The organism is Burkholderia territorii (assembly GCF_902833055.1).
GTDB classification, from domain to species: Bacteria; Pseudomonadota; Gammaproteobacteria; order Burkholderiales; family Burkholderiaceae; genus Burkholderia; species Burkholderia territorii.
Genome location: NZ_CADFEJ010000007.1, coordinates 138,588 through 164,537, shown reverse-complemented (window position 1 = coordinate 164,537; position 25,950 = coordinate 138,588). Strand labels below are relative to the sequence as shown.

Annotated in this window: 19 protein-coding genes and 1 other RNA gene; 15 read left to right on the top strand and 5 right to left on the bottom strand. The window is 67.0% G+C overall.

The genetic code is table 11. From position 1 onward, the window contains the following. The first annotated feature begins 10 nt into the window (after positions 1-10). Positions 11-433, top strand: a complete 423-nt coding sequence (locus tag HW466_RS15715; protein WP_107938103.1) for a CopD family protein — start codon at positions 11-13, stop codon at positions 431-433. 164 nt (positions 434-597) lie between these two features. Here the strand turns inward: HW466_RS15715 and HW466_RS15710 are convergent, their stop codons facing one another. Further along, positions 598-1,446 (bottom strand): MurR/RpiR family transcriptional regulator, encoded by an 849-nt coding sequence (locus HW466_RS15710; protein WP_059451970.1) that lies wholly within the window; start codon positions 1,444-1,446, stop codon positions 598-600. A 293-nt stretch (positions 1,447-1,739) separates the two neighbouring features. Here HW466_RS15710 and edd point away from each other — a divergent pair, with 293 nt between their 5' ends. The 4 genes from edd to HW466_RS15690 all read left to right on the top strand — a co-directional run bounded on the left by edd (position 1,740) and on the right by HW466_RS15690 (position 6,342). Continuing rightward, entirely contained in the window at positions 1,740-3,596 is a 1,857-nt protein-coding gene (gene edd, locus HW466_RS15705; RefSeq protein ID WP_151004459.1) for a phosphogluconate dehydratase, read from the top strand. A gap of 19 nt (positions 3,597-3,615) precedes the next feature. Beyond that, a complete protein-coding gene (gene eda, locus HW466_RS15700; RefSeq protein WP_059451972.1) occupies positions 3,616-4,242 on the top strand; it encodes a bifunctional 4-hydroxy-2-oxoglutarate aldolase/2-dehydro-3-deoxy-phosphogluconate aldolase in 627 nt (208 codons plus the stop codon). A gap of 221 nt (positions 4,243-4,463) precedes the next feature. Beyond that, positions 4,464-5,825, top strand: a complete 1,362-nt coding sequence (locus HW466_RS15695) for a GntP family permease (RefSeq protein ID WP_059451973.1) — start codon at positions 4,464-4,466, stop codon at positions 5,823-5,825. A gap of 13 nt (positions 5,826-5,838) precedes the next feature. Beyond that, positions 5,839-6,342 (top strand): gluconokinase, encoded by a 504-nt coding sequence (locus tag HW466_RS15690; RefSeq protein ID WP_059451974.1) that lies wholly within the window; start codon positions 5,839-5,841, stop codon positions 6,340-6,342. 91 nt (positions 6,343-6,433) lie between these two features. Here HW466_RS15690 and HW466_RS15685 read toward each other — a convergent pair whose 3' ends face one another. Then, positions 6,434-7,081, bottom strand: coding sequence for a TetR/AcrR family transcriptional regulator (locus HW466_RS15685; protein ID WP_059506922.1), 648 nt, complete (start codon positions 7,079-7,081; stop codon positions 6,434-6,436). Between the two features lie 264 nt (positions 7,082-7,345). Here HW466_RS15685 and HW466_RS15680 point away from each other — a divergent pair, with 264 nt between their 5' ends. Beyond that, positions 7,346-8,767 carry an NAD(P)/FAD-dependent oxidoreductase gene (locus HW466_RS15680; protein WP_059506923.1) on the top strand — a complete coding sequence of 474 codons (1,422 nt, stop codon included), beginning with the start codon at positions 7,346-7,348 and terminating at the stop codon, positions 8,765-8,767. Positions 8,768-8,850: 83 nt separating this feature from the next. Here HW466_RS15680 and purB read toward each other — a convergent pair whose 3' ends face one another. Further along, complete coding sequence (gene purB, locus HW466_RS15675; RefSeq protein ID WP_151004461.1) at positions 8,851-10,239, bottom strand: adenylosuccinate lyase; 1,389 nt, start codon at positions 10,237-10,239, stop codon at positions 8,851-8,853. Between the two features lie 315 nt (positions 10,240-10,554). On the opposite strand from purB, the gene HW466_RS15670 reads away from it, so the two are divergent. The 6 genes from HW466_RS15670 to HW466_RS15645 all read left to right on the top strand — a co-directional run bounded on the left by HW466_RS15670 (position 10,555) and on the right by HW466_RS15645 (position 16,439). Beyond that, positions 10,555-11,508 carry a LysR substrate-binding domain-containing protein gene (locus tag HW466_RS15670; RefSeq protein ID WP_059451978.1) on the top strand — a complete coding sequence of 318 codons (954 nt, stop codon included), beginning with the start codon at positions 10,555-10,557 and terminating at the stop codon, positions 11,506-11,508. A gap of 275 nt (positions 11,509-11,783) precedes the next feature. Next, the gene (locus tag HW466_RS15665; protein WP_151005660.1) at positions 11,784-13,070 is read left to right on the top strand and encodes a Glu/Leu/Phe/Val family dehydrogenase; all 1,287 of its coding nucleotides are present in this window, start codon (positions 11,784-11,786) and stop codon (positions 13,068-13,070) included. A 251-nt stretch (positions 13,071-13,321) separates the two neighbouring features. Then, positions 13,322-14,215 carry a glutamate/aspartate ABC transporter substrate-binding protein gene (locus tag HW466_RS15660; RefSeq protein WP_059507003.1) on the top strand — a complete coding sequence of 298 codons (894 nt, stop codon included), beginning with the start codon at positions 13,322-13,324 and terminating at the stop codon, positions 14,213-14,215. Between the two features lie 84 nt (positions 14,216-14,299). After that, a complete protein-coding gene (locus tag HW466_RS15655) occupies positions 14,300-15,040 on the top strand; it encodes an amino acid ABC transporter permease (protein WP_060346719.1) in 741 nt (246 codons plus the stop codon). After that, the gene (gene gltK, locus HW466_RS15650; protein ID WP_059451983.1) at positions 15,040-15,717 is read left to right on the top strand and encodes a glutamate/aspartate ABC transporter permease GltK; all 678 of its coding nucleotides are present in this window, start codon (positions 15,040-15,042) and stop codon (positions 15,715-15,717) included. Before HW466_RS15655 ends, gltK begins: the two co-directional genes overlap by 1 nt. Continuing rightward, the gene (locus HW466_RS15645) at positions 15,714-16,439 is read left to right on the top strand and encodes an amino acid ABC transporter ATP-binding protein (protein WP_059451984.1); all 726 of its coding nucleotides are present in this window, start codon (positions 15,714-15,716) and stop codon (positions 16,437-16,439) included. Before gltK ends, HW466_RS15645 begins: the two co-directional genes overlap by 4 nt. A gap of 138 nt (positions 16,440-16,577) precedes the next feature. On the opposite strand, the gene HW466_RS15640 is transcribed toward HW466_RS15645, so the two are convergent. Beyond that, positions 16,578-21,830 carry an autotransporter outer membrane beta-barrel domain-containing protein gene (locus HW466_RS15640; RefSeq protein WP_174905560.1) on the bottom strand — a complete coding sequence of 1,751 codons (5,253 nt, stop codon included), beginning with the start codon at positions 21,828-21,830 and terminating at the stop codon, positions 16,578-16,580. Between the two features lie 594 nt (positions 21,831-22,424). Next, complete coding sequence (locus tag HW466_RS15635) at positions 22,425-23,342, bottom strand: class II glutamine amidotransferase (RefSeq protein ID WP_151006624.1); 918 nt, start codon at positions 23,340-23,342, stop codon at positions 22,425-22,427. A gap of 205 nt (positions 23,343-23,547) precedes the next feature. On the opposite strand from HW466_RS15635, the gene pyrC reads away from it, so the two are divergent. From pyrC to rnpB, 3 genes are all read left to right on the top strand, one after another. Then, a complete protein-coding gene (pyrC, locus tag HW466_RS15630) occupies positions 23,548-24,612 on the top strand; it encodes a dihydroorotase (RefSeq protein WP_059870115.1) in 1,065 nt (354 codons plus the stop codon). Continuing rightward, positions 24,609-25,487 carry a DUF3025 domain-containing protein gene (locus HW466_RS15625; RefSeq protein ID WP_059506929.1) on the top strand — a complete coding sequence of 293 codons (879 nt, stop codon included), beginning with the start codon at positions 24,609-24,611 and terminating at the stop codon, positions 25,485-25,487. The genes pyrC and HW466_RS15625 overlap by 4 nt, the downstream gene beginning before the upstream one ends. A 12-nt stretch (positions 25,488-25,499) precedes the next feature. Next, positions 25,500-25,911: RNase P RNA component class A (gene rnpB / locus HW466_RS15620), an RNA gene on the top strand. Positions 25,912-25,950 lie beyond the last annotated feature (39 nt).

The following is a 25,950-nucleotide window of genomic DNA, read 5'->3' as shown; positions in this document are numbered from 1 at the left end:
CGCACAACCGATGGCAATGCTCTGGGTCAAGACGTTCCATATCGTTCTGATCGCCGCGTGGTTCGCGGGCCTCTTCTACCTGCCGCGCATCTACGTGAACCTGGCGATGGAGACCGATCCGGCCGCGGTGCGGCGCCTGTTGCTGATGGCGCGCAAGCTGTTCCGCTTCATGACGATGATCGCGGTGCCCGCGCTCGCATGCGGGCTGTGGCTCTGGCTCGTGATCGGCATCGGCCAGGGGCAGGGCTGGATCCACGCGAAGGTGACGGTCGTGCTGCTGCTCGTGATCTATCACGCGTACTGCGGGCATCTGCTGAAGGTGTTCGAGCGCGGCGAGAACAAGCGCACCGACAAGTGGTATCGCGTGTTCAACGAGCTGCCGGTGCTCGGCATGCTCGCGGCGGTCGCGCTGGTCGTGATCAAGCCGTTTTGAGCGGTGCGGCCGGCCAGGTGCGGCCGGCAACGTGCGGCCGCTGCGGTTGCCCGCCGACCGATGCGCAACGGCGCCCTTCGGGGCGCCGTTGTTCGTTTACGCGCGAGTCATATGTAGAGCGACGCGCCGGATGCGCGCGCCGGTCGGGCGCCGCGCTTCGTCAGTCAATCCTTCGCGCCGTCGTCGATCCGGCGACGCGTGATCGCTTCCTTCGCACGGCCGACGCGCTCCATCAGTGCGGGCCCGCGCGACAGCGCAACGCCGACGGCGAGGATGTCGCCGATCGCGAGATGCGACATCCGCGACGTCATCGGCGAGAACACGTCGGTTTCCTCGGCCACGTTCGACGCGAGGCTCACCGTCGCGAGCTTCGCGAGCGGCGAGTGGCTCTGCGTGATCGCGACGACCTTCGCGCCGCACGCGAGCGCCGAGCGCGCGGCATCGACGATGTCGCGCGTGCGGCCGGTGTTCGAGATCGCGACGACGACATCGTGCGGCCCGAGCAGCGCCGACGACATCGAGAACGTGTGCGGGTCCGAATACGCGACGCTCGGCACGCCGAGCCGGAAGAACTTGTGCTGGATGTCCTGCGCGGCGATGCCCGAGCCGCCGGCGCCGTAGAACTCGATGCGCGACGCGTTCGACAAGAGTGCGATCGCCTCCGCCACGCTGCCCGCCGACAGGCTGTTGCGCACTTCGATCAGCGCGCCGATGGTCCGGTCGAACACCTTGCCGATGATGCCGGGCGCGGGCTCGTCGGGCTGGACGTCGCGATAGACCGACGACACGCCCGGGGCGACGCTCTGCGCGAGCCGGATCTTGAATTCGCGAAAGCCGCTGCAGCCGAGCGCCTGGCAAAAGCGCGCGATGGTCGGCTGGCTCACGCCGGCGCGGGTCGACAGCTCGGTCATCGCGAGGTCGAGCACCTCGCGCGGCGCGGCGAGAATGTAGTCGGCGAGCTTGCGCTCGGACGGGCGCAGGTCGGCGCGAATCGCTTCAATGCGAGGCAGCATGGGACGACGAATGAAAATCGGGTTCGGATGAGCGAGTGTATCGCAATCGAATTGTAGAAAATCTACAAAGAAATGCTAGCTCAATCGCCGGTGATTTCCCGATTGGTGGCGGCTGTGGATTAGGGTTTTCACTAGGTAGAGCCTTGCTGGTGGCGGGAATAACGGTTGCGCGCATGTTGATTTGCATTGCGTGCGTGTAGTTTTTCTACTAGACTGGCTTCGTTCGTTCGACGTAGTCGACCGTCCCCACGATTCCAACCGCCGGTGTCGTCCGGCATACAGGAGCGCCCAGCATGACGTCGCTGCATCCCACCCTGGCGAAAGTCACCGAACGCGTGATCGCGCGCAGCCAATCGACCCGTTCCGCCTATCTGCAGCGCATCGACGGCGCGCAGGGCAAGTTCCCGGCGCGTGGCGCACTGTCGTGCGCGAACCTCGCGCACGGCTTCGCAGGCCTCGAAGGCAGCGACAAGTTCCAGATCAAGGCGATCCGCGAGCCGAACATCGGCATCGTGTCCTCGTACAACGAGATGCTGTCGGCGCACGCGCCTTACAAGGATTTCCCCGAAATCATCAAGGCGGCCGCGCGCGAGAACGGCGGCGTCGCGCAGTTCGCTGGCGGCGTGCCGGCGATGTGCGACGGGGTCACGCAGGGCAATCCCGGGATGGAGCTGTCGCTGTTCTCGCGCGAGGCGATCGCGATGGGCACGGCGATCGCGCTCACCCACAACATGTTCGACGCGGCGCTCTGCCTCGGCGTGTGCGACAAGATCGTGCCGGGCCTGCTGATCGGCGCGCTCCAGTTCGGCCATCTGCCGACGATCTTCGTGCCGGCCGGCCCGATGACGAGCGGCCTGTCGAACGACGACAAGGCGAAGATCCGCCAGCAGTTCGCGACCGGCCAGGTCGGTCGCGACGCGCTGCTCGAAGCGGAATCGGCCGCATATCACGGCCACGGCACCTGCACGTTCTACGGCACCGCGAACAGCAACCAGATGCTGATGGAACTGATGGGCCTGCACCTGCCGGGTTCGGCGTTCGTTCATCCGCACACGCCGTTGCGTGACGCGCTGACGGCCCAGGCCGCGCGCCGCGTGCTCGACCTGACGGTCGAGCGCGGCCAGTACACGCCGATCGGCCATGTGATCGACGAGAGGGCGATCGTCAACGGGATCGTCGCGCTGCTCGCGACGGGCGGCTCGACCAACCACACGCTGCACCTCGTCGCGATCGCGCGCGCGGCCGGCATCCTGATCGACTGGAACGATTTCGACGAACTGTCGGCGGTCGTGCCGCTGCTCGCGAAGATCTACCCGAACGGCAAGGCCGACGTGAACCATTTCCACGCGGCGGGCGGCGTCGCGTTCCTGGTGCGCAACCTGCTCGAAGGCGAGCTGCTGCACGAAGACGTGACGACCGTCGCGGGCAAGGGCCTGTCGCACTACACGAAGGAGCCGAAGCTGATCGACGGCAAGCTCACGTGGGTCGACGGCGCGGCCGAGAGCCACGACACGAAGGTGCTGCGCGGCATTCGCGACCCGTTCCAGCCGGACGGCGGCCTGCGCCTGATGCAGGGCCGGCTCGGCCGCGGCGTGATCAAGATTTCGGCGGTCGCGCCCGAGCACCGCAAGGTGAGCGCGCCCGCGATCGTGTTCGATTCGCAGGAAGCCGTGCAGGAGGCATTCGATCGCGGCGAGCTGAAGCGCGATTTCGTCGCGGTCGTGCGCTTCCAGGGCGCGCGCGCGAACGGGATGCCCGAATTGCACCGTTTGACGCCGCTGCTCGGCGTGCTGCAGGATCAGGGCTTCCACGTCGCGCTCGTGACCGACGGCCGCATGTCCGGTGCGTCGGGCAAGGTGCCGGCCGTGATCCACGTGTCGCCGGAAGCGCTGCTCGCCGGCCCGCTCGGCAAGGTAAAGACGGGCGATACGCTCGTGATCGACGCGGAAGCCGGCATTCTCGACATCGAAGTCGACGACGCCGAGTGGCACGCGCGCCCGGTCGCGCAGCCGCTGCACCAGGCCGACAACGAAACGGGTTTCGGTCGCGAACTGTTCGGCGTGTTCCGCGCGGCGGCCGCGCCGGCCGAGCAGGGCGCATCGGTTTTCGGGGCGCTGGTCGGCGAAGCGGCCGTCCGCGTCTCTGCATGAATTTCAAGGAGCGAATTTGATGAAGACGATTGCTGAAATCGTGAAGCTGGGCCCGGTGATTCCGGTGCTCGCATTCGACTCGGTCGAGCAGGGCGAACACGTGTCGCGCGCATTGCACGCGGGCGGCGTCAAGGTGCTCGAGATCACGCTGCGCACGCCGGCGGGCCTGGAGGCGATCCAGCGCGCGAGCCAGCTCGCGGACGACATCGTCGTCGGCGTCGGCACGATCACGAAGCCCGAGCACTGCGAGCAGGCGAAGCGCGCGGGTGCGAAGTTCGGCGTGTCGCCGGGCCTGACGAAGGACCTGCATCTCGCGTCGCTCGACGCCGGCCTGCCGCTGCTGCCGGGCGTGATGACGCCGAGCGACATCATCCAGGCGCTCGAATTCGGCTACGACATCGTCAAGTTCTTCCCCGCGCAGCAGGCCGGCGGCGTGCCGATGCTGCAGGCGTTCCACGGCCCGTTCCCGGCGCTGAAGTTCTGCCCGACGGGCGGCATCACGGTCGACACCGCGCCGAATTTCCTGAAGCTGCCGAACGTCGTGTGCGTCGGCGGTTCGTGGCTCACGCCGAAGGCCGCGCTCGCCGCGCAGGACTGGGCGGAAGTCACGCGCCTCGCGCAAGCCGCGAGCCAGCTGCACCGTTGATCCTTGTACGCAATGATGGTTTGACCCTCGGAAAGCAAGCGCTTAGTGCTTGTTTTACCGAGGGTTTTTGCTGATGGAACCGGTTCTATCCGCGAACCTTAAAGATAAGTAAAATTCAGCGTCCTGACGGGGTGGGTACCCCCCGTGTTTCGGAGACCTGCATAGCCGGGCATACTCGCAACCACTCGCCCGGTTTCGAACAATCCAAGGAGGAGTGCCACATGGGGGCTGTCCAAGGCAGCATGCTGCTCGTATTCACGCTGATCGCGATTGCCGCGCTGATCTTGATGATCGCGCGCTTCAAGATCTACCCGTTCCTGGTGCTGATCATCGTTTCGCTGGGGCTGGGTCTCGTCGTCGGCATGCCGATGGACAAGATCGTCAAGTCGTTCGAAACGGGCACGGGCGGCACGCTCGGCCACATCGCGATCGTCGTCGGCCTCGGCACGATGCTCGGCAAGATGATGGCCGAATCGGGCGGCGCCGAACGGATCGCGACCACGCTGATCGACTGGTTCGGTGAAAAGAACATCCACTGGGCGATGATGTTCGTCGCGATCATCGTCGGCTTGCCGGTGTTCTTCGAAGTCGGCTTCGTGCTGCTGATCCCGATCGCGTTCAACGTCGCGAAACGCACCGGCAAGTCGCTGCTCGTCGTCGGCCTGCCGATGGTGGCCGGCCTGTCCGTCGTGCACGGGCTGATCCCGCCGCACCCGGCCGCGCTGCTCGCCGTTCAGCAATACGGCGCCGATATCGGCAAGACGATCGCGTTCGGCCTGATCGTCGGCGTGCCGACCGCGATCATCGCCGGTCCGCTGTTCGCGCTGATGATCTCGAAGTTCGTGAAGCTGCCGGAAAACAACCCGCTCGCCGCGCAGTTCGTCGATACGCGCACGGACGGCCGCACGCGCGAACTGCCGGGTTTCGGCATCACGCTGTTTACGATCCTGCTGCCCGTCGTGCTGATGCTCGTCGGCAGCTGGGCCGATCTGGTGTTCGCGCCGAAGTCGCTGCCGAACAACCTGCTGCGCTTTGCCGGCAACTCCGACGTCGCGCTGCTGATCGCGGTGCTGGTGAGCTTCTTCACGTTCGGCAAGCTGCAGGGCTTCAACCGCGACCAGATCCAGAAGTTCTGCGGCGAGTGCCTGGCGCCGATCGCCGGCATCACGCTGATCGTCGGTGCGGGCGGCGGCTTCGGCGGCGTCCTGCGCGACAGCGGCATCTCGCAGCAGATCGTCGAGACCGCGAAGCACGCGCACCTGTCGCCGCTGCTGCTCGGCTGGTTCGTCGCGGCGCTGATGCGCCTGGCAACGGGCTCGGCGACGGTCGCGATGACGACGGCCTGCGGCATCGTCGCGCCGATCGCGGCGGCGTCGGGCGCGGCGGTTCGTCCGGAGCTGCTCGTGCTCGCGACGGGCTCGGGCTCGCTGATCTTCTCGCACGTGAACGACGGCGGCTTCTGGCTGATCAAGGAATATTTCGGGATGACGGTGGGCCAGACGTTCAAGACCTGGTCGCTGCTTGAAACCATCATCTCGGTGCTCGGTCTGAGCTTTACGCTGCTGCTGAGCCTGGTTTTGTAACAAGGGGTAGTCAATGATTCTGATCGCAATGGGCGTGTCGGGCGCGGGCAAATCGCGAATCGGCGAAATGCTGGCGGAGCGCCTGTCGTGCAGCTATACCGACGGCGACGCGTTTCACAGCGCGGCGAACAAGGAAAAGATGCACAACGGCATTCCGCTGACCGACGACGACCGCTGGCCGTGGCTGCGCACGATTCGCGCGGCCATCGAGGAGAAGCAGCGTGCCGGCGAGACCGCCGTGTTCACCTGCTCGTCGCTGAAGCGGTCGTACCGCGACGTGCTGCGCGGTACCGACACCGACGTGCGGTTCGTGTATCTGAAGGGCACGTTCGAGGTGTTGCAGGAGCGACTGAAGACCCGCACCGGCCATTTCTTCGATCCGTCGTTGCTGAAGAGCCAGCTCGACACGCTCGAGGAACCGGGCCCGGACGAAGCGATCGTGGTCAGCATCGAGTTGACGCCCGAACAGATCGTCGATGAAGTGATGACGAAGATCGGGCTCGCGCAGCAGCATTGAGCGCGGTTCGCGGCAATCGTCATGCAACAGTGGAAAAGGCGCCCCCCGGGGCGCCTTTTTCGTTGGCGGCGGCGTGAGCGTGAGGCGCTGCTCAGCTTGCGCGGGCGTACTGCGCGATGCCGTCGTGCAGCACCTCCAGCATCGTGTCGTGCACGGCCGCCGGGTCGAGTTGCGCATAGAGCGGGGCGGCCGATTTGACGAGCGGGTGCGCGGTGTCGGACAGCGCGTTCATTTCCGCGAGCTCGACCTCGTTCGCCGGCCGCGTGAGGCCGCCGGCCTCGGCGGCGGCGAGCCCGATCACGCTCGCATACCAGCCGACGCACAGCGACGGCAGTGCGCTGCGCGCAATGCCGGCATCGGCCAGCGCACGATGGACGGTCTCGATGTGCGCGAGATCGGCCGGCCCGGTGCTCATGTGACGCTGCAGCAGCGCGAACGCGGCGCGATGACGCAGCGCGAGCGCGCGGTACTGGCGGGCGAGATCGCGCAGCCGCTCGCGCCACGGCAGCGAAGGGTCGACCGGCACGAGCGAGCGCGACAGCGCGTTCGCGATCGCGCGGCTCAGGCCCTCTTTCGACTTGAAGTGATACAGCACGCTCATCGGGTCGCAGCCGACCGACTGCGCGAGCTTGCGCACGCTGAACGCGGCTTCGCCGACTTCTTCGAGCAGCGCGAGCGCGGCCGCGACGATCGCGTCCTTGTCGAGGCCGCGCGGGCCTTGGGCGGGTTTGTCTTTCATGGAAGCGGGATGGCTGCCGTTGTAATCTTGACGAAAGCATATTCTACGCTGTAGAATTATTTCTGCGGTGTAGAAATTGGGTGTCCCGGCACCTTTCAATGCGTGCTTTCGCACGGTCCGGGATCCAGGCAGACACGAGCGTGCCTGCCGTCAACACGGGCCATCGCGCCCTTTATCTCGTTGACACCCAAGTGGAACCGGCTGCCCCACCCGCGAAGCCTCACGGCCCTTCGACAGGCGGCCCAAGACCATGCAAGTGCAATCATGACTTCCAATCACAAACCCCTGATCCAGGGAGAATCGCGTTTTGACCAGACGCAACTGAATATCGAAAAGGACAACTGGAACTGGTGCGAGCCGTCCCGCTACGACGGCGAGCGCCCGGCCAACTGGTACGAGGCGTCGTTGTCGCGCCATGAAAACAGCGCGCCGCTTGCGCACGACGCGGTGTGCGACGTGCTGGTGATCGGCGCGGGGCTGCTCGGCGCATCGGCCGCACTGCATCTCGCGGAAGCCGGCGTCGACACGATCCTCGTCGACAAGCATCACGTCGGCTCCGCGGCGTCGGGCCGCAACGGCGGCCAGCTCACGCCGGGCCTCGCGCGCTGGGAGGCGGCCGACATGATCGACCATCTGTCGCACGACGACGCGAAGCGGCTGTGGCGCTTCGCGTCGGTCGAATCGATGGATTTGATCGATGCGATCGGCGCGCGTTACGCGCTCGAGCTCGATCGCAAGCGCGGCCACGTCACGGCGGCGGTCCACCCGGGCCACATGAGCGCGCTGCTCGACGGCGCGGACGCACGCCGCCATCTTGGCGACGCCGGCGTGACGCTCGTCGGCCGCCATCAACTGCACGACGAATACGTGCGCTCGGGGCTGTATCACGGCGCGGCGATCGACGCGATCGGCGGCCAGCTTCATCCGCTCGCGCTGGTGCGCGGCCTCGTGCATGGCTTCCGGCTCAACGGCGGCGTGTTGCACGAGGGCACCGAGGTGCTGGAGCTCGACGAAACGCCCGCGGGCGTCGTCGCGACGACGCCGGGCGGCACGATCACCGCGCGCCGCGGCGTCGTGCTCGCGCTGCACAACACGACGTTCCGTCTGCTGGACGACGGCGCCGCGACCACCGTGCCGTTTTTCACGTACGTGAGCGTGACGGCGCCGCTCGACGTCGACGTCTCGACCCTGATGCCGGCCGGCATGCCGGTGTACGACACGCAGTTCCAGATCGACTACTACCGGCCGGTGCGCGGCAACCGCCTGCTGTTCGGCGGGCAGGGCACCGGCACGTGCTGGGCGCAGCCCGACGTCAACGCGTATCTGCTGACACGGCTGAATTCGGTGTTCCCGCAAGTCGACGGCCGGTTCGCGCTCGACTACTGCTGGAGCGGCGTCAGCGATTTCACGCTGAACGGCGCGACCGACAGCCGCAAGACCGACGGCCGCGTGCCGATGTACATGGTGCAGGGCTGGAGCGGGCACGGCGTCGCGCAGACGGTGCGGATCGGCAAGGCGATCTGCGACGATTTCGTCGGACGCAACGACGATTTCTCGATGCTGACCGGCATCGACCACCGCGAGATTCCGCTCGGCCGGCAGTTGTCGCCGATCGCGATTCCCGCCGCGAAGGCGGCGATGAGCGTGATGACGGCGCTCAATCCGGGAAAGATGATCTCGTTCTGATCGGGCGGCGCCGATCGTCGGCCCGACAAACAAAAACGCCCGATGCGCGATGCATCGGGCGTTTTGCGTTGGCGCGGCGGCGCTTACGCGATCCGCTTCGCGAGTTCGACGGCCTTGCCGATGTACGACGCGGGCGTCATCGCGAGCAGGCGGTCCTTGGCGTCCTGCGGGATCGCCAGCGTGCCGACGAATTCCTGCAGCGCCTCGCGCGTGATGCCCTTGCCGCGCGTCAGTTCCTTCAGCTGCTCGTACGGGTTCTCGATGCCGTAGCGGCGCATCACCGTCTGCACCGGCTCGGCGAGCACTTCCCAGCAGTCGTCGAGGTCTTCGTTCAGGCGCTGCGGGTTCACTTCGAGCTTGTCGAGGCCGCGGATCAGCGAGTCGTACGCGAGCAGCGAGTAGCCGAGCGCGACGCCCATGTTGCGCAGCACCGTCGAGTCGGTCAGGTCGCGCTGCCAGCGCGACACCGGCAGCTTGTCGGCGAGGTGGCGCAGCGTCGCGTTCGCCAGGCCGAGGTTGCCTTCCGAGTTCTCGAAGTCGATCGGGTTGACCTTGTGCGGCATCGTCGACGAGCCGATTTCGCCGGCCTTCGTCTTCTGCTTGAAGTAGCCGACCGAGATGTAGCCCCACACGTCGCGGTCGAGGTCGAGCAGGATCGTGTTCGCGCGTGCGACCGCGTCGAACAGCTCGGCCATGTAGTCGTGCGGCTCGATCTGGATCGTGTACGGGTTGAAGGTGAGCTTCAGGCGGTTCTCGATCACGTCGCGCGAGAACGCTTCCCAGTCGAATTCCGGATACGCGGACAGATGCGCGTTGAAGTTGCCGACCGCGCCGTTCATCTTGCCGAGGATCTCGACCTTCTCGATGCGCGCGATCGCGCGCGCGAGGCGGGCGGCGACGTTCGCGAGTTCCTTGCCGAGCGTCGTCGGGCTGGCCGGCTGGCCGTGCGTGCGCGACAGCATCGGCTGGTCGGCCAGCGCATGCGCGAGCGCGACGAGGCGCTGGTGGACCGTGCGCAGCGCCGGCACGATCACGTGCTCGCGCGCGCCGGCGAGCATCATCCCGTGCGACGTGTTGTTGATGTCTTCGGACGTGCACGCGAAGTGGATGAATTCGCTGGCCTTCTCGAGTTCGGCCTGGCCCTTGACCGATTCCTTCAGCCAGTATTCGACGGCCTTCACGTCGTGGTTCGTCACGCGCTCGATTTCCTTGATGCGTGCGGCGTCGTGCGCGGTGAAGCGCTCGGCGAGCTGCAGCAGGAATTGTTCGGAGGCTTCCGAGAAGCGCGGGATTTCCGCGAAGCCGGCGCGCGACAGCGCGATCAGCCAGTGCACCTCGACGGTGACGCGGTGGCGCATGAAGGCGGCTTCGGAGAGCCAGTCGCGCAGCGCTTCGGTCTTGCTGGCGTAGCGGCCGTCGATGGGCGAGAGCGCGGTGAGGGCGAAAAGCGTATCGGGACGAGTGTCGGACATGGTCGGGCGTGGCCTTGGGGGCCGGTGCGAACGAGGGGGGAGAATCCGGCATTTTACCATTGGCGCGGGGCGATCCCGGCCGAACCGGCGCGACTGCCGCCGCCGTGGACGATCCGCACGGCATGCGGCGCCCGGGCGCGCGCAAGCGGCCTGCGGGCAGGCGCGGGCGCGGGCTGGTGCGGTTCCGGTGCCGGTGCACGCCGCCCGGGTTACCGGAGGCGACCCGGACGGCCCGCCGCCGCCCGGCCGCCCGGCCGCCCGCCGCCCGGTAGAATGCTGGCTTCCTCCCGACCGCCGCCCGCCGCGCCCGCCCGCATGGAACTGAAATGGCTCGAAGACTTCGTCTCGCTCGCTGAAACGCGCAGCTTCAGCCGCTCCGCCGAATTGCGGCACGTGTCGCAGCCCGCGTTCTCGCGGCGCATCCAGGCGCTCGAGGCATGGCTCGCGACCGAGCTGATCGATCGTTCGGTCTATCCGACGCGGCTTACGCAGGCCGGGCAGATCTTCTACGAGCAGGCGCTGACGATGCTGTCGCAAGCGCACGAGGCGCGCACGCTGCTGCGCGGCCACGTCGGTGCGCCGGTGCCGACCATCGAATTCGCGGTGCCGCACACGCTGTCGCTCACGTATTTTCCGCGCTGGCTGCAGCGGATCGAGGCGAAGATGGGACAGGTCCACACGCGGCTGCGCGCGCTGAACGTGCACGACGCCGTGCTGTCGCTCGTCGAGGGCGGCTGCGATCTCGTGATGGGCTATCACCACCCGAGCCACCCGGTCGCGCTCGATCCGGCCCGCTACGACATGCTCGTGCTCGGCAGCGAGCCGATCAGCGCATTTTCGGCGCCGGGCCGCGCGGGCCGGCCGCGCTACACGCTGCCGGGCACGGCCGATGCGCGCGTGCCGTATCTGTCGTATACGCCGAACGCGTATCTCGGCCGGATGACCGAAGTCATCATCGCGAACGCGCCGACGTCGCTGTTCCTCGATCGCGTGTACGAGACCGACATGGCCGAAGGGCTGAAGGCGATGGCGCTCGCGGGCCACGGCGTCGCGTTCCTGCCGCACAGCGCCGTCGAGGACGCGGTGGCGAGCGGCCGCCTGATCCGGCTCGACCGGTCCGCGCGCGGCGGCACGCACCCGTTCACGCTGACGATGGAGATCCGCCTGTATTGCGACAAGCTCGCGCTGCAAGGCGACGATCCGCATCAGAAGCTCGTGCGCGCGCTGTGGGAAGTCGTGCGCGACGAGCTGCGCGAAACCGCCGGTTAACCGTCGGCGGTTAACCCGGCCGGCCGCGCGAGCGGCCGACAACGCGCTTGCCCCCCCTGTCGGACGGCCGTCCGGCGGGCGTTCCGCGCATTTGCCCGGCGATCCTTCGCCGAACCGATGCGCGCCCGATCGCGCGCGTTCTTGCGCAAATCGACCGCGGATTTGCGAAAAATCACGATCATGCAAGAAACGCATAATCGAATAAGCAAACGGCATTGGATAAAAAAAACGGGTTTTTCGACAATGTGCGCAATCCGTTGAACGTTGGAGCGTCCATGTCTTCGCAACTGCAGTCCATCCCGTCCTACCTTCATGCCGACGATCTCGGCCCGTGGGGCAACTACCTTCAGCAGGTCGATCGCGTCGCACCGTACCTCGGTTCGCTGTCGCGCTGGCTGGAAACGCTGAAGCGTCCGAAGCGCATCCTGGTCGTCGACGTGCCCATCGAGCTCGACAACGGCACCGTCGCGCACTTCGAAGGCTATCGCGTGCAGCACAACGTGTCGCGCGGTCCGGGCAAGGGCGGTGTGCGCTACCACCAGGACGTGACGCTGTCGGAAGTGATGGCGCTGTCGGCATGGATGTCGGTGAAGAACGCGGCCGTGAACGTGCCGTACGGCGGTGCGAAGGGCGGCATCCGCGTCGACCCGCGCAAGCTGTCGCGCGGTGAGCTCGAGCGCGTGACGCGTCGCTACACCAGCGAAATCGGCATCATCATTGGCCCGAACACCGACATTCCGGCACCGGACGTCAACACCAACGAACAGGTGATGGCGTGGATGATGGACACGTTCTCGATGAACCAGGGCCAGACGTCGACCGGCGTCGTGACCGGCAAGCCGATCTCGCTCGGCGGTTCGCTGGGCCGCAAGGAAGCGACGGGTCGCGGCGTGTTCGTCGTCGGCTGCGAAGCGGCGAAGAAGAAGGGCCTGGAAATCGAAGGCGCGCGCATCGCCGTGCAGGGCTTCGGCAACGTCGGCGGCATCGCGGCGAAGCTGTTCCAGGAAGCGGGCTCGAAGGTGATCGCGGTGCAGGATCACACGGGCACGATCTACCAGCCGGCCGGCCTCGACGCGAACAAGCTGCTCGACCACGTCGCACGCACGGGCGGCGTCGCGGACTTCGAGGGCGCGGAACCGATGCCGAACGACGAGTTCTGGACGGTCGAGACCGACATCCTGATCCCGGCGGCACTGGAAAACCAGATCACCGAGAAGAACGCGTCGAAGATCCGCACGAAGATCATCGTCGAAGGCGCGAACGGCCCGACGACGACGGCGGCCGACGACATCCTGAGCGCGAACGGCGTGCTCGTGATCCCCGACGTGATCGCGAACGCGGGCGGCGTGACCGTGTCGTACTTCGAGTGGGTGCAGGACTTCTCGAGCTTCTTCTGGACGGAAGACGAGATCAACCACCGTCTCGAGCGCGTGATGCGCGAAGCGTTCGCCGGCGTGTGGGCGGTCGCGGAAGAGCACAAGGTGTCGGTGCGTACGGCGGCGTTCATCGTTGCGTGCAAGCGCATCCTGATGGCGCGCGAAATGCGCGGCCTGTATCCCTGATCGGTCGTTGCCGATTCGATCGGCCGACTATGACGAAAGCATGACGCAATCCACCCGATTGCATGCATGAACCCTCGCGGGCGGTGCCGAATCCGGCATCGCCCGCGTGTGCATTCAGGCGCCGCGAGAGGGCGCCCGAAGCCGGGAGGACGGCTTCGTACACGACGATTCGTAGTGCGGTAAACAACCAGTACTTTCAAAAATATTACTTTGATACACTGGCGCGGGTTTTAGCCAAGGAGATGACCAAAATGAAATACCAGAAGGCAGTCCTGATGGTCGCGGCGCTTTGCGCGTTCGCGAGCGGCGCGCATGCACAGGAGACCGGCACGCTGAAGAAGATCAAGGACACGGGCGTGATCGCGCTGGGCCACCGCGAATCGTCGATTCCGTTCTCCTACTATGACCAGAACCAGCAGGTCGTCGGTTATTCGCGCGAATTCCAGATGAAGATCGTGGACGCGGTGAAGAAGAAGCTGAACCTGCCGAACCTGCAGGTGAAGAACATCCCGGTGACGTCGCAGAACCGCATCCCGCTCGTGCAGAACGGCACGGTCGACATCGAGTGCGGCTCGACGACCAACAACGTCGAGCGTCAGCAGCAGGCCGCGTTCTCCGACACGATCTTCGTGATCGGCACGCGCCTGATGACGAAGAAGGATTCCGGCGTGAAGGACTTCGGCGACCTGAAGGGCAAGACGGTCGTGACCACGGCCGGCACGACGTCCGAGCGCCTGCTGCGCAAGATGAACAACGACAAGCAGCTCGGCATGAACATCATCAGCGCGAAGGACCACGGCGACTCGTTCAACACGCTGGAATCGGGCCGCGCGGTCGCGTTCATGATGGACGACGCGCTGCTCGCGGGCGAGCGCGCGAAGGCGAAGCAGCCGGGCGAGTGGGTGATCGTCGGCACGCCGCAGTCGGAAGAGGCATACGGCTGCATGATGCGCAAGGGCGACGCCGACTTCAAGAAGGTCGTCGACGATGCGATCTCGCAAGTCGAGAAGTCGGGCGAAGCCGCGAAGATCTACGCGAAGTGGTTCGAGAACCCGATCCCGCCGAAGGGCCTCAACCTGAACTTCCCGCTGTCCGATTCGATGAAGAAGCTGTACGCGAACCCGAACGACAAGGCGCTCGACTGACCAAGCGGCCGTTGAAGCAGAAATGACGCTACTGAAACGGAAGAGGCCACGCTTCTTCCGTTTCTTTTTGCTGGAGTCTTGCCCATGTCTTACCACTGGAACTGGGGCATCTTCCTGAGCCCCGTCTCGACCGGCGAGCCGACGACTTATTTCGGATGGCTGATGTCCGGCTTCTGGGTGACGATCGAAGTGTCGCTCGTCGCCTGGGTCATCGCGCTGATCGTCGGCTCGCTGTTCGGCGTGCTGCGCACGGTGCCGAACAAATGGCTGTCCGCGATCGGCACCGTGTACGTGTCGATCTTCCGGAACATTCCGCTGATCGTGCAGTTCTTCATCTGGTACCTCGTCGTGCCCGAACTGCTGCCCGCGTCGATCGGCACCTGGATCAAGCAGTTACCGCCCGGCACGCAGTTCTTCACCGCGTCGATCGTCTGTCTCGGCCTGTTCACCGGCGCGCGCGTGTGCGAACAGGTGCGCTCGGGGATCAACGCGCTGCCGAAGGGCCAGCGCGCGGCCGGCCTCGCGATGGGCTTCACGCAATGGCAGACGTACCGCTACGTGCTGCTGCCCGTTGCATACCGGATCATCGTGCCGCCGCTCACGTCCGAATTCCTGAACATCTTCAAGAACTCGGCGGTCGCGTCGACGATCGGCCTGCTCGATCTGTCCGCGCAGGCGCGCCAGCTCGTCGACTACACCGCGCAGACCTACGAGTCGTTCATCGCGGTGACGCTCGCGTACGTGGTCATCAACCTCGTCGTGATGGCGTTCATGCGCTGGATCGAAGGCCGCACGCGGCTGCCCGGCTACATCGGAGGCAAGTGATGCATCAGTTCGACTGGAGTAGTATTCCCGGCGCGATACCGACGCTGTGGTCGGGCGCGATCGTCACGTTCAAGATCACGCTGATCGCGATCGTCGTCGGCATCGTCTGGGGCACGTTGCTCGCGCTGATGCGGCTGTCCGGCGTGAAGCCGCTCGCGTGGTTCGCGAAGGGCTACGTCACGGTGTTTCGCTCGATCCCGCTCGTGATGGTGCTGTTGTGGTTCTTCCTGATCGTGCCGCAGGTGCTGCAGGGCGTGCTCGGGCTGTCGCCGACGATCGACATCCGGCTTGCATCGGCGATGGTCGCGTTCTCGCTGTTCGAAGCCGCGTATTATTCCGAGATCATCCGCGCCGGTATCCAGGCGGTGCCGCGCGGGCAGGTGAACGCCGCGTTCGCGCTCGGCATGAACTACGGGCAGGCCATGCGCCTCGTGATCCTGCCGCAGGCGTTCCGCGCGATGGTGCCGCTGCTGCTCACGCAGGCGATCGTCCTGTTCCAGGACACGTCGCTCGTGTACGTGATCAGTCTCGCGGACTTCTTCCGCACGGCCGCCAACATCGGCGATCGCGACGGCACGACCGTCGAGATGGTCCTGTTCGCGGGTGCATGCTATTTCGTGATTTGCTCGTTGGCGTCTGCTGTCGTCAAGGGTCTCCAGAAAAAGGTCACAAGATGATTTCCATCAAGAACGTTTCGAAGTGGTACGGCCAGTTTCAGGTCCTCACTGACTGCACGACCGAGGTCAAGAAAGGCGAGGTGGTGGTCGTGTGCGGTCCGTCCGGCTCGGGTAAATCCACGCTGATCAAGACCGTGAACGGCCTGGAGCCGTTCCAGCAGGGCGAGATCCTCGTGAACGGCCAGTCGGTCGGCGACAGGAAGACGAACCTGTCGAAGCTGCGCTCGAAGGTCGGGATGGTGTTCCAGCACTTCGAGCTGTTCCCGCACCTGTCGATCACCGAGAACCTCACGCTCGCGCAGATCAAGGTGCTCGGCCGCGGCAAGGACGAAGCGACCGAGAAGGGCATGAAGCTGCTCGATCGCGTCGGCCTGAAGGCGCATGCGCACAAGTTTCCGGGCCAGCTGTCGGGCGGCCAGCAGCAGCGGGTCGCGATCGCGCGCGCACTGTCGATGGATCCGATCGCGATGCTGTTCGACGAACCGACGTCCGCGCTCGATCCGGAGATGATCAACGAGGTGCTCGACGTGATGGTGGAGCTCGCGCAGGAAGGGATGACGATGATGGTCGTCACGCACGAAATGGGCTTCGCGAAGAAGGTCGCCCATCGCGTGATCTTCATGGACAAGGGCGCCATCGTCGAGGACGACCGCAAGGACGATTTCTTCTCGAATCCGAAGTCGGATCGCGCGAAGGACTTTCTCGCGAAGATCCTGCACTGAGTGATGTCGCGTCGCGCGCTTCGCGCACGCGGGAAGCGAAACCGCCCGGCCGAGCGCCGGGCGTTTTTTTTCGCCGGTTGCCCGTCGCCGGCTGCCCGTCGGCCGCGGCTGGCGGCGGACGGATCCCGGCACCGCGCGTTACCAGCTGTAGCGGTAGCCGGCCTGGCCGGTGACGCCGCGCCGGTAATCGCCGCCGATGTTGCGCGCGTATTTCACGTTCGCGTACAACTCGCCCGACTTGCCGAAGCCCGCGGTCACGCCAAGGCCGAGCTCGTACCACGTGCGGCCCAGGTGCGTTGCGAACGGCGTGCCGCCGACCACGGTCTGCCCCGGCGACAGGAAGTCGTGCAGCACGTCGGCCGTGAAGTACGGCGTCGCGGCGCCGCCGCCCGCGTTCGCGTCGAGGTTCGGCCGGAAGATGCGCACGCCGACGCGGCCGCGCAACGCATTGCTCGTCGTGCCCGACACGGCCGACACGTTGTCGTTGAAGCCGTTCAGCTTCAGGTACTGATACATCAGCTGCGCCTGCGGCTCGACCGCGATCGGCGTGCCGCCGATCCCGAACGGCTTGCCGACCTCCTGCGACAGCGCGATGCCGAAGCCGTTCTGCGATGCGTCGTTGCCGTAGCCATCGCGATAGCGGTTGCCGTAGTGCGTGACCTGGCCGACGCTGTCGAAGTAGGTGCCGTCGGCCAGATAGCGCGTCCAGTAGCCGCCGATGCTCTGCGCGTGCATCTCGACCGAGCCTGTCGACGTCGACAGTCCCGGCGTGCCGGCGCGTGCCATGTCGCTGAAGCTCGCGTTCGCGATGCCGATGCTTGCCGTCACGCCCGCATGCGTGCTGCCGCCGGCCGGTGCCTGGTCGAGCGTCCAGTCCTTGCCGAATTGCGCGAAGAACGTGCGCTCGTCGGCCGCGAAGCGGCCCGCGTTCGCATCGAGGCTCTGCCCGCCGATGCGGCCCCACACGCCGTCGCGGTTGCCCGGCGCCTGCTTCTCGAGGTTGTAGATGTCGCCGACGCGCTCGTGCAGCTTGCCGAGCGTCGAGAAGCCGTAGTCCGCGTTCAGCAGCGGCGTCATCGCATAGCCTGCAACGCCCGGACGATAGGCGAGATTGCCACCGTTGCCGTTTCCGCCGCCATCGCCGCCGCCCGACGGATGGACCGGATCGCCGGGATCCGTCGGATCGAGCTGCGAGCGCAGGTACCAGCCGTTCGCGTCGCTCTGGCCGCCGCGGTAGAGCCGGTATTCGTATGCGCCGGCCTGCACCGGGCCCGCGAGATGGAATGCCGATGCGGCAGTCGTGCCGCCGTTGGCCGTGACGACCACCGGAATCCCGTCGCCCGTGGTCTGTGCGCCGGTGCCGGCCGTGTTCGCGATCTTCAGCCCCGTCGTGCCGGTCGCGGTGCCGCCGTTCACGATCAGCCGATCGGTCGGCGATGCGTCGGCGCCGAGGAAAGTGTTCAGCGCGATCGTGCCGCCGTTGCCGACGTAACTGCCGGTCGTCAGCGTCCGGTAGCTGCCTGCCGCCGTCGGCGCGCCGGACGGCGCGGCGAATGCGACCAGACCCGCGTTGTTCAGGCTGCTCAGCACGGAGCTGCCCGTCATGTGCCACATGCTCGTGGCGTCGACGTTCAGCGCGACCGGGTCGATCTTGCCGGTGAGGGTCGTGCCGTTCGTCAGGAACACGTTGCCCGTGCTCGACGCGTCGGACACGATGTCGCCGGCGAGATTCACGGCCGATGCGGTGAAGGTCGCGGTGCTGCCGTTCGCGAGATCCAGCAGCGTGCCGTTGCCGGCCGTCACGACGGTGCCGTTGCGCACCGCGATGTCGGCCGTGCCGCCGCGCGCGGCGAACGCCGGCCCGGCGACGGACGCGACGCTGCCGCCGTCGACGAGCACCGCGCTCGTCGCGCCGGTCCCGAGCGTGTCGGTGCTCAGCACGCCGGCCGTCGCGCCCTTGAGCGTCGTGCCGGTCAGTGCGAGCACGCCGCCGCCGTCGACCGTCGCGCCGTTGCCGGCCGCGCTCGCGATCGACGAACCCGTGTCGCCGATGCGCCCGCCGTTTTGCGCGACGACGCCATCGGCCGCCGCGCCCGCCGTCGAAACCTTCACGCCCGACAGCAGCGCGGTCGCGCCGCTGCCGGCGACGACCGCATGCGCGCCCGCGCCCGTCGTCGCGACGGTCGTGCCGTTGGCGGCCAGCGTCGAATCCGCACCCGTCACGAACAGGCCGCGCGCGTTGTCGCCGGCAGTGCGCACGGCGGTTGCCGCATCGGTTGCGATGCGTGCGCCGGCGCCCGTCGACGACAGCCCGTCGGCGCCGTTGCCGGTCGTGCCGATCTGCGTGCCCGACAGCACGATCGTCGTGCTGGTGCCAAGGTTGTCGATGCCCTTGCCGGTGCCGCCCGCGGCGATCGACGTCGCGCCGGCTGCGATGCCGCCGCCCGACACGGTCGAGTCGATCAGCACGCCGTCGGCGCTTCCGTTCGCGACGACGGTGCCCGCGCCCGACAAGGCAACCGACGCGCCGCTGCCCGTGAGGTGCACGCCGGCGATGCCGTCGTCGGCCTCGATCGTGCCCGCGTTGGCCAGCGTTGCCGACGCGCCCTGCACGAGCGCGCCGGTGCCGTTGGATACGCGAATCGCCGACGCGTTGTTCACCGTGCCGAGCGTGCCGACCACGACGCCGGTCGAGCCGGCGCCGGTCAGCAGCACCGTATTGCGGTTCTCGAGCGTGCCGAGGTTTTGCGCGACGAAGCCCGTCACGCCGGCCGTCGACGATGCGACCGCCGCGTTGTTGGTCAGCGTCGTCGCGACCGGCGTCCCCGCGTTCGCGCCGGTGAGGGCGTGCGCCTGGCCGTCGACGGTGCCCGCGGTCGCGCCGGCCGCATTCAGGTCGATGGTTGCGCCCGAGTCGATCGTGCCCGTTGCCCCGCCTTCGACCGCGACGGCGATGCCGTTCGCGCCGTTGACGTTGTACGTGGCGTGGCCGGTGGACAACGTCGTGCCGGCACCCGTTGCGAGTACGCCGCGCGCGCGCTGGCCGTTCACGTCGGTCGTCAGCGTGCCGGCCGCCGACGCGCCCGTATAGGTCGCGCCGCCCGCGATGCGGAACAGCGTCGAATCGTCGGTGTCGACGCTCAGGTGCCGCGCGGCGACGTTGATCGTCGAGCCGGCGCCGTATGCGTAGAAGCCGATCTGGTTCGTCCCCGACATGAAGGCGGGCACGGCGTTGGCACCGACGTTGATCGTCGCGCCCGAGCGCGCATGGACGCCGATCGCGCCGTTGCCGGTCAGGTTGAGCGCGCCGTCGACCGTGGCCTTCGCACGCGGCCCTTCCGCCCACACGCCGTAGTTGCGCGTGTCCGACGCCGGATCGAGACCGCCGGCCACGTTGATCGTGCCGGTCGACGTCGCGGCCGTCGCGGTCGCGCCGGTGCCGATCACCATGAGGCCGATGCCGTTCACGCCGTTCAGCGTGATCGTGCCCGTGTTGGTCACGGTCGCGGCCGAGTTCGCCGCGAGCATGCCGACGTTGGCGAACGGCGTGCCCGCTGCCGCACCGTTCACGGCGATCGTGCCGGCATTGAGCAGCGTGCCGGACGACGAGCCGATGCTCGCCATCCCGGCGCCGTTTTGCGTCTGCGAGCCGATCACGATCGAGCCGAGGTTGCTGGCCGTGCCTGATGCACCGAGCAGGATCCCGTACGAATGCGCGGCCAGCGCGACGTCGTTCGTCGCCGCTCCCGGCCCGTACTGGGCCGCGCGGCCGAGATAGATCGTGCCGCCGGCCGCGTTCGTGAACGTGCCGCCGGCCGCGAAGCCGCCGATCACCTGGCTGTCGAGCGTCGTCGCGTTGACGCCGACGTTGATCGTGCCGGCGTTCGACGCGTTCGCACCGCTCGTCACGGCCACCGCGTAGTTCTGCAGGTCCGGGCGGTTGCCGTCGAGGGTCCATGCGCCGACGTTCATCACGCCATTGTTGACGAACGAGGTGCCCGTGCCGCTCGCGTACACGCCGTTGCCCTCGGTGTACGCGTGGAAGCCGAAGTTGTCGGGCGGCGCGCTGCTGCTCGTGTCGACATTGTCGCCGGACGCGTAGCCGGACGAGATCGTGCCGTTGTTGACGCCGCTCGCGCCGCTCAGCAGGCGCACCAGCGTGAAGTCGCCCGACAGGCGGCCGTCGTTGACGAAGTGCGCGCCGTTTTCCGCGAGGACGGCCGAGCTCGACACGATCGTGTCGGTGCCGCGGAAGTCGATCTGGCCGTCCTTGCCGATCTGCAGCGTCGCCTTCGCGCCGGTGCCGTGCATGGCCGACAGGTGATCGATCGGCAGCGTGTTCTTGTCGCCGGCGGACACGTGGTTCGCGTACTGGAAGGTTTCCTGCGAAAACGTGACGGCCTGGCTGAACGCGGTGTCGTACGCGGCCTGCGAGCCGAGTGCGCCGCTCTGGATGGAGCGCACCAGGAAGTCGTTGTACGCGGCGAGCGACGCGGCGTCGGTGACGGTCCACGTGCTGCCGTCGAACGCGGTGAAGGTGCCCGCGTAGGCCGGCACGTCGAGCTGGAGATTGCCGACGGCACCGCCGTTCGCGAGATAGTCGCCGGTGCCGAGCCAGACCTGGTTGCGCGAATTCCAGTTGACGACGCTCTTGGCCGTGCCGGTGCCGTCCGCGAAGGTGAGGTCGGTCTGCTTCGGCGCGATCGAGATTGCGTTGCCGGGCGCGCCGGGCGCATTCGCGGGATTGCCGATCGATACGTTGAGCGTGCCGCCGGTGTTGTCGACGGTGCCGATCCGCAGGTTCACGTACTGGTTGCCGTTCACGTCATGGTAGACGGGCACGTTGGTCGAACCGGCCGTCGACGCGGCGAACGCGGACGAGTTGTACGTGGCGATCGCCGCATGGGTGCCCGTGATCGTGTCGGGCGTGCTGACGCTTTGCGTCTTGCCGCCGAGCGACAGCAGCGGCTGGTTCGGGTTGCCCGACACGATGGTGGTATTGCCGATCGGCGTGAGCGTATAGCCGGGGTCGCCGGCGGCGCCGGTCCATGCACCCGTCACGCCGACCGTGTCGCCGCCCGACACGGTCGTGGCACCGGCCAGGTTGTCGTTGACGGTCGGGCTGACGCTGCCGAGCGCGCAACTGCCGCCGCTTGCGACCGCCGAGCCGTTACCGCAGGTCGACGCGTACGCCGAGCCGGCCGACAGCGCGGCCAGCGCGGCACCGAGCGCGGCGACGCGCAGCGGCGAGCGGAGGATCGCCGTGCGGCCGGCACGGCGGCTTGCGGCCGATTGGCTGCCCGCACGCTTGCCGCGCGCCCGGGCCGTCTCCGCAACCGCGATCCAGCACCCGGCGGCTTCGCTCCATATCGATCGAAATGAGTGATTCACGACAAGCCCCTCTTTCTTTTTTTGAAGTGGTATTCGCCGTAGTCGGCGAATGCGCATTCCACGGTGATGCGGGGTTCGAATGGACGCGCGGCAGCCGTGGCTGCGGGGAGTGCCAATCGGGATTCGTTACACCGAAGATGGGGTGAGTCTACTGATCGACGAGGTGCTCGATTTTTGAAAAATCAAGATGTGTGGGGATGGTAACGGTATTGGGCGGTATTTCTGGATTCTGTGGTTAATCGAACTGAAAGCCTTGGTGGGCGCGGCTTGGCGGGGTTCTGTATAGATCGGGCGGAGTCGTCCGGTCGGTGGGTTAGCGCACGGTCGGTGATTGGTTCGTGCTTTAAAATATGGTTTCCGGATTATCCGCTTTCGAACGGGATTTATTGTTTTTTTTTGCCGGTGAATTATTTTCGCTCGAAAATTAATAAAATAAAAGCGGGCGTTGCCTGGCGATAATCGCGTGTATTTGATGGCGATCTGAATGAACCGTGAAACGCCGTGCGGCGAGACCTTGCTGCCGGCAATCGCCGGAGCGTGACGCTCGCGCACAAGCGGAAAGCGGGAAGGGCGGCGCCCGACGGCGCGGCGCGCTTAGAAGTCGATCTGGTCGTCGGCGTCGTCCGCGATGCCGGCCGCGACCGCCTCGCGTCGCACACCGCCGCACGGCGCGGACGCCGACGCATCGAGCGCCGGGTTGCGCAGCTTCTCGAGCACGCGCTCGGGCACCGGAATCTGCATCCGCGCGGCGACGTCGCCGCACTGGAACATGATCAGCTCGCCCGGTTCGAACGACGTCCAGATTTCGTTGTCGGTCAACGGCTGCGTGGCGATCACCGCGACGCGATCCTCGGGTGTCGTGTATTTTGCGAAGTCGATCGACAGGTCTTCGTCGACCAGATGGGCGGTCGAGAACGGCCAGCGCCGCACGAGGTAGTGCAGCCGCGTCGAACAGTGCGCGAAGAGCGCCTGGCCGTTCGACATCAGGAAGTTGAACACGCCGTGATCGGTGATGCCGCGCGTGAGCTCGCCGACGCGCTCGAACAGTTCCGGCAACGGCGGCTGCGCGCCGGGGAACGCTTCGCGCAGCCCCTGCATCAGCACGCAGAACGCCTTCTCGCTGTCGGTCGTGCCGACCGGGTGGTAGACGCTGCCGTCGAGATCGGGTTCGTAGTCCTGCAGATCGCCGTTATGCGCGAAGATCCAGTGCCGCCCCCACAGCTCGCGCATGAACGGGTGGCTGTTCTCGAGCACGATGTGACCCTGCGTGGCCTTGCGGATGTGCGCGATCGTGTTCTTGGACTTGATCGGGTAGCGCTTCACCATTTCGGCGATCGGCGACGTGGCCGACGCCTGCTGGTCGATGAAGAGGCGGCAGGCCTTGTCCTCGAAGAACGCGATGCCCCAGCCGTCGGCATGGTGATCGGTGAGCCCGCCCCGGGCCGCGAAACCTGTGAAGGAGAATGTGACGTCCGTCGGCGCGGCGCAGTTCATTCCAAGAAGTTGGCACATTTTACTTGGGGGCGGGGGCGAAAGCTGGGAGTAACCAACCGGGTGAACCCCGGTACAATGTGGCTTCTAGCATATCACCGAGCCTTGAGCGGTAAAAAGCGGATTCCGCCGGCCGAAGGCCTCGTGTTGCGGTTTGCCGTCAGTCGGCCCGCGCACGCGCGTTCCGGCCCCGCAGAAGGCCAGCCCGTTCCTCACGACGCCTCCTATGACTGCCTCGAACGCTTCCTCTCCGGCGACGCTCACGCTCGCCCGTCCCGACGACCTGCACCTGCACCTGCGCGACGGCGACATGCTGGCCGCGGTGCTGCCGCACACGGCACGCCAGTTCGCCCGCGCGATCGTCATGCCGAACCTGAAGCCGCCCGTCACGACCACCGCGCAAGCACAGGCCTACCGCGAGCGAATCCTGGCCGCGCTGCCGGCGGGCATGGCGTTCGAGCCGCTGATGACGCTGTACCTGACCGACAACACGGCGCCGGACGAAATTCGCCGCGCGCGCGACAGCGGCTTCGTGCATGGCGTGAAGCTGTATCCGGCAGGCGCGACGACGAACTCCGATCACGGCGTCAGCGATCTCGCTAAGTGCGCGAGGACGCTCGAGGTCATGCAGGAAACGGGCATGCCGCTGCTCGTGCACGGCGAGGTGACCGATCCGGCGATCGACATGTTCGATCGCGAAAAGGTGTTCATCGACCGCGTGATGACGCCGCTGCGCCGCGATTTCCCGGGCCTGAAGGTCGTGTTCGAGCACATCACGACGAAGGACGCGGCCGACTACGTGCGCGACGCCGACGCGGCGCCGGGCCTGCTCGGCGCGACGATCACGCCGCAGCACATGCTGTACAGCCGCAACGCGCTGTTCGTCGGCGGGATTCGCCCGCATTACTACTGCCTGCCGGTGCTGAAGCGCGAAACGCACCGCGTCGCGCTCGTCGAAGCCGCGACCTCGGGCAACCCGCGCTTCTTCCTCGGCACCGACAGCGCGCCGCACGCGCGCGGCGCGAAGGAAACCGCGTGCGGCTGCGCGGGCTGCTACACGGCGCTGCACGCGCTCGAACTGTATGCGGAAGCGTTCGACCAGGCCGGTGCGCTCGACAAGCTGGAGAACTTCGCGAGCCGCTTCGGCGCCGATTTCTACGGGCTGCCGCACAGCACCGAGTCGATCACGCTGCGCCGCGAGACCTGGGAGCTGCCGCTCGAGGTGTTCGCGGGCGACACGCCGGTCGTGCCGCTGCGTGCCGGCGAAACGATCGGCTGGAAGTTCGCGTGACCGGCACGCCGCCGCGCGGAGCCGGCCCGACGGCCGGCGGCGGGGCGGCGGTATTCGCGCAGATCGACTGGGCGGCGCCATGGCTCGCGCCCTACGCGGTGCCCGGTCGTGCGCTGCAGGCGGCGGCGCTCGCGGGCGAGGGCGCGTTGCTCGACGCGTTGAACGGGGCGCTGCGCGGCGGTGAGCGGGCGAGCGGCCGGGGCCGGCCGCTGCGCTTCGTGCCGCAGGCGGAGCTGCCGCCGGGCGTTGCATACGAAACGCATATTGCCGACACGGGCGGCGTCCCGACCCGCCACAATCTTCACGACTTCTTCAATGCGCTCGTGTGGTTCGCTTATCCGCGCATCAAGGCCGCGCTGAACGCGCGCCAGGCCGCGGCGATCGACGCCGCGGGCGGCGTCGGTCCCGTGCGCGGCACGTTGCGCGATGCGCTCACGCTGTTCGACGAGAACGCCGCGCTGTTCGTGACGGCCGACCGCGCGCTTGCCGATGCGCTGCGCGGCTTCAGCTGGCACCAGCTTCTGGTGGCGGCGCGCGACGCGTGGGGCACGCGCTGCGAGGCGCGGCTTGTCGGCCATGCGCTGCTCGAGAAGCTCGTCGCGCCGTACAAGTCCTGCACCGCGCACACGTGGATCGTCGAAGTGAGTGACGACTATTTCTCGTGGCCCGACGCGCAGCGTGCCGCGCATGTCGACGAGCGGATCGCCGCGGAGCTCGCGACCCGCGACCTGACGAGCCGCGATTTCGCGCCGCTCCCGGTGCTCGGCGTGCCGGGCTGGTGCGACGCGAATGCCGCACCCGCGTTCTACGACGATCCGGCGGTTTTCCGCAGCGGCCGCCGTTCGCGCGCTGCCGGCGGCGGCGCGCAGTGCTAGAATGCGCGTCGCAAAGCAGGCCAGGCAGTCGCGGCCTCGCCGCCTTCGGGCAGGCGGGGGCGAGGAAAGTCCGGACTCCACAGGGCAGGGTGATGGCTAACGGCCATCCGTGGCGACACGCGGAACAGGGCAACAGAAAGCAAACCGCCGATGGCCCGGCGCAAGCCGGGATCAGGTAAGGGTGAAACGGTGCGGTAAGAGCGCACCGCGGCGACGGCGACGTCCGCCGGCACGGTAACCTCCACCCGGAGCAATTCCAAGTAGGCAGGCGCGCATTTTCGGATGCAGGACGGGGCCCCCGTCTCGTCTGCGGGTAGGAAGCTTGAGCGCGTCAGCAATGGCGCGCCTAGAGGAATGGCTGCCACGCGCGGTGCGCCTCGGCGTGCAGCGTGCACAGAATCCGGCTTATCGGCCTGCTTTGCCGCTCGAATGCGAAAGGGCCGGCGCTCCGTGAGGAGCGCCG

Excerpts from the sequence above, each read along its gene's own strand:
- eda (WP_059451972.1), top strand. The coding sequence starts at position 3,616 with ATGAAGACGATTGCTGAAATCGTGAAGCTGGGCCCGGTGATTCCGGTG.
- HW466_RS15645 (WP_059451984.1), top strand. The coding sequence starts at position 15,714 with ATGATTTCCATCAAGAACGTTTCGAAGTGGTACGGCCAGTTTCAGGTC.
- HW466_RS15670 (WP_059451978.1), top strand. The coding sequence starts at position 10,555 with ATGGAACTGAAATGGCTCGAAGACTTCGTCTCGCTCGCTGAAACGCGC.
- HW466_RS15685 (WP_059506922.1), bottom strand. The coding sequence starts at position 7,081 with ATGAAAGACAAACCCGCCCAAGGCCCGCGCGGCCTCGACAAGGACGCG.
- edd (WP_151004459.1), top strand. The coding sequence starts at position 1,740 with ATGACGTCGCTGCATCCCACCCTGGCGAAAGTCACCGAACGCGTGATC.
- HW466_RS15655 (WP_060346719.1), top strand. The coding sequence starts at position 14,300 with ATGTCTTACCACTGGAACTGGGGCATCTTCCTGAGCCCCGTCTCGACC.
- HW466_RS15710 (WP_059451970.1), bottom strand. The coding sequence starts at position 1,446 with ATGCTGCCTCGCATTGAAGCGATTCGCGCCGACCTGCGCCCGTCCGAG.
- HW466_RS15695 (WP_059451973.1), top strand. The coding sequence starts at position 4,464 with ATGGGGGCTGTCCAAGGCAGCATGCTGCTCGTATTCACGCTGATCGCG.
- pyrC (WP_059870115.1), top strand. The coding sequence starts at position 23,548 with ATGACTGCCTCGAACGCTTCCTCTCCGGCGACGCTCACGCTCGCCCGT.
- HW466_RS15635 (WP_151006624.1), bottom strand. The coding sequence starts at position 23,342 with ATGTGCCAACTTCTTGGAATGAACTGCGCCGCGCCGACGGACGTCACA.
- HW466_RS15660 (WP_059507003.1), top strand. The coding sequence starts at position 13,322 with ATGAAATACCAGAAGGCAGTCCTGATGGTCGCGGCGCTTTGCGCGTTC.
- HW466_RS15680 (WP_059506923.1), top strand. The coding sequence starts at position 7,346 with ATGACTTCCAATCACAAACCCCTGATCCAGGGAGAATCGCGTTTTGAC.
- purB (WP_151004461.1), bottom strand. The coding sequence starts at position 10,239 with ATGTCCGACACTCGTCCCGATACGCTTTTCGCCCTCACCGCGCTCTCG.
- gltK (WP_059451983.1), top strand. The coding sequence starts at position 15,040 with ATGCATCAGTTCGACTGGAGTAGTATTCCCGGCGCGATACCGACGCTG.
- HW466_RS15690 (WP_059451974.1), top strand. The coding sequence starts at position 5,839 with ATGATTCTGATCGCAATGGGCGTGTCGGGCGCGGGCAAATCGCGAATC.
- HW466_RS15715 (WP_107938103.1), top strand. The coding sequence starts at position 11 with ATGGCAATGCTCTGGGTCAAGACGTTCCATATCGTTCTGATCGCCGCG.
- HW466_RS15665 (WP_151005660.1), top strand. The coding sequence starts at position 11,784 with ATGTCTTCGCAACTGCAGTCCATCCCGTCCTACCTTCATGCCGACGAT.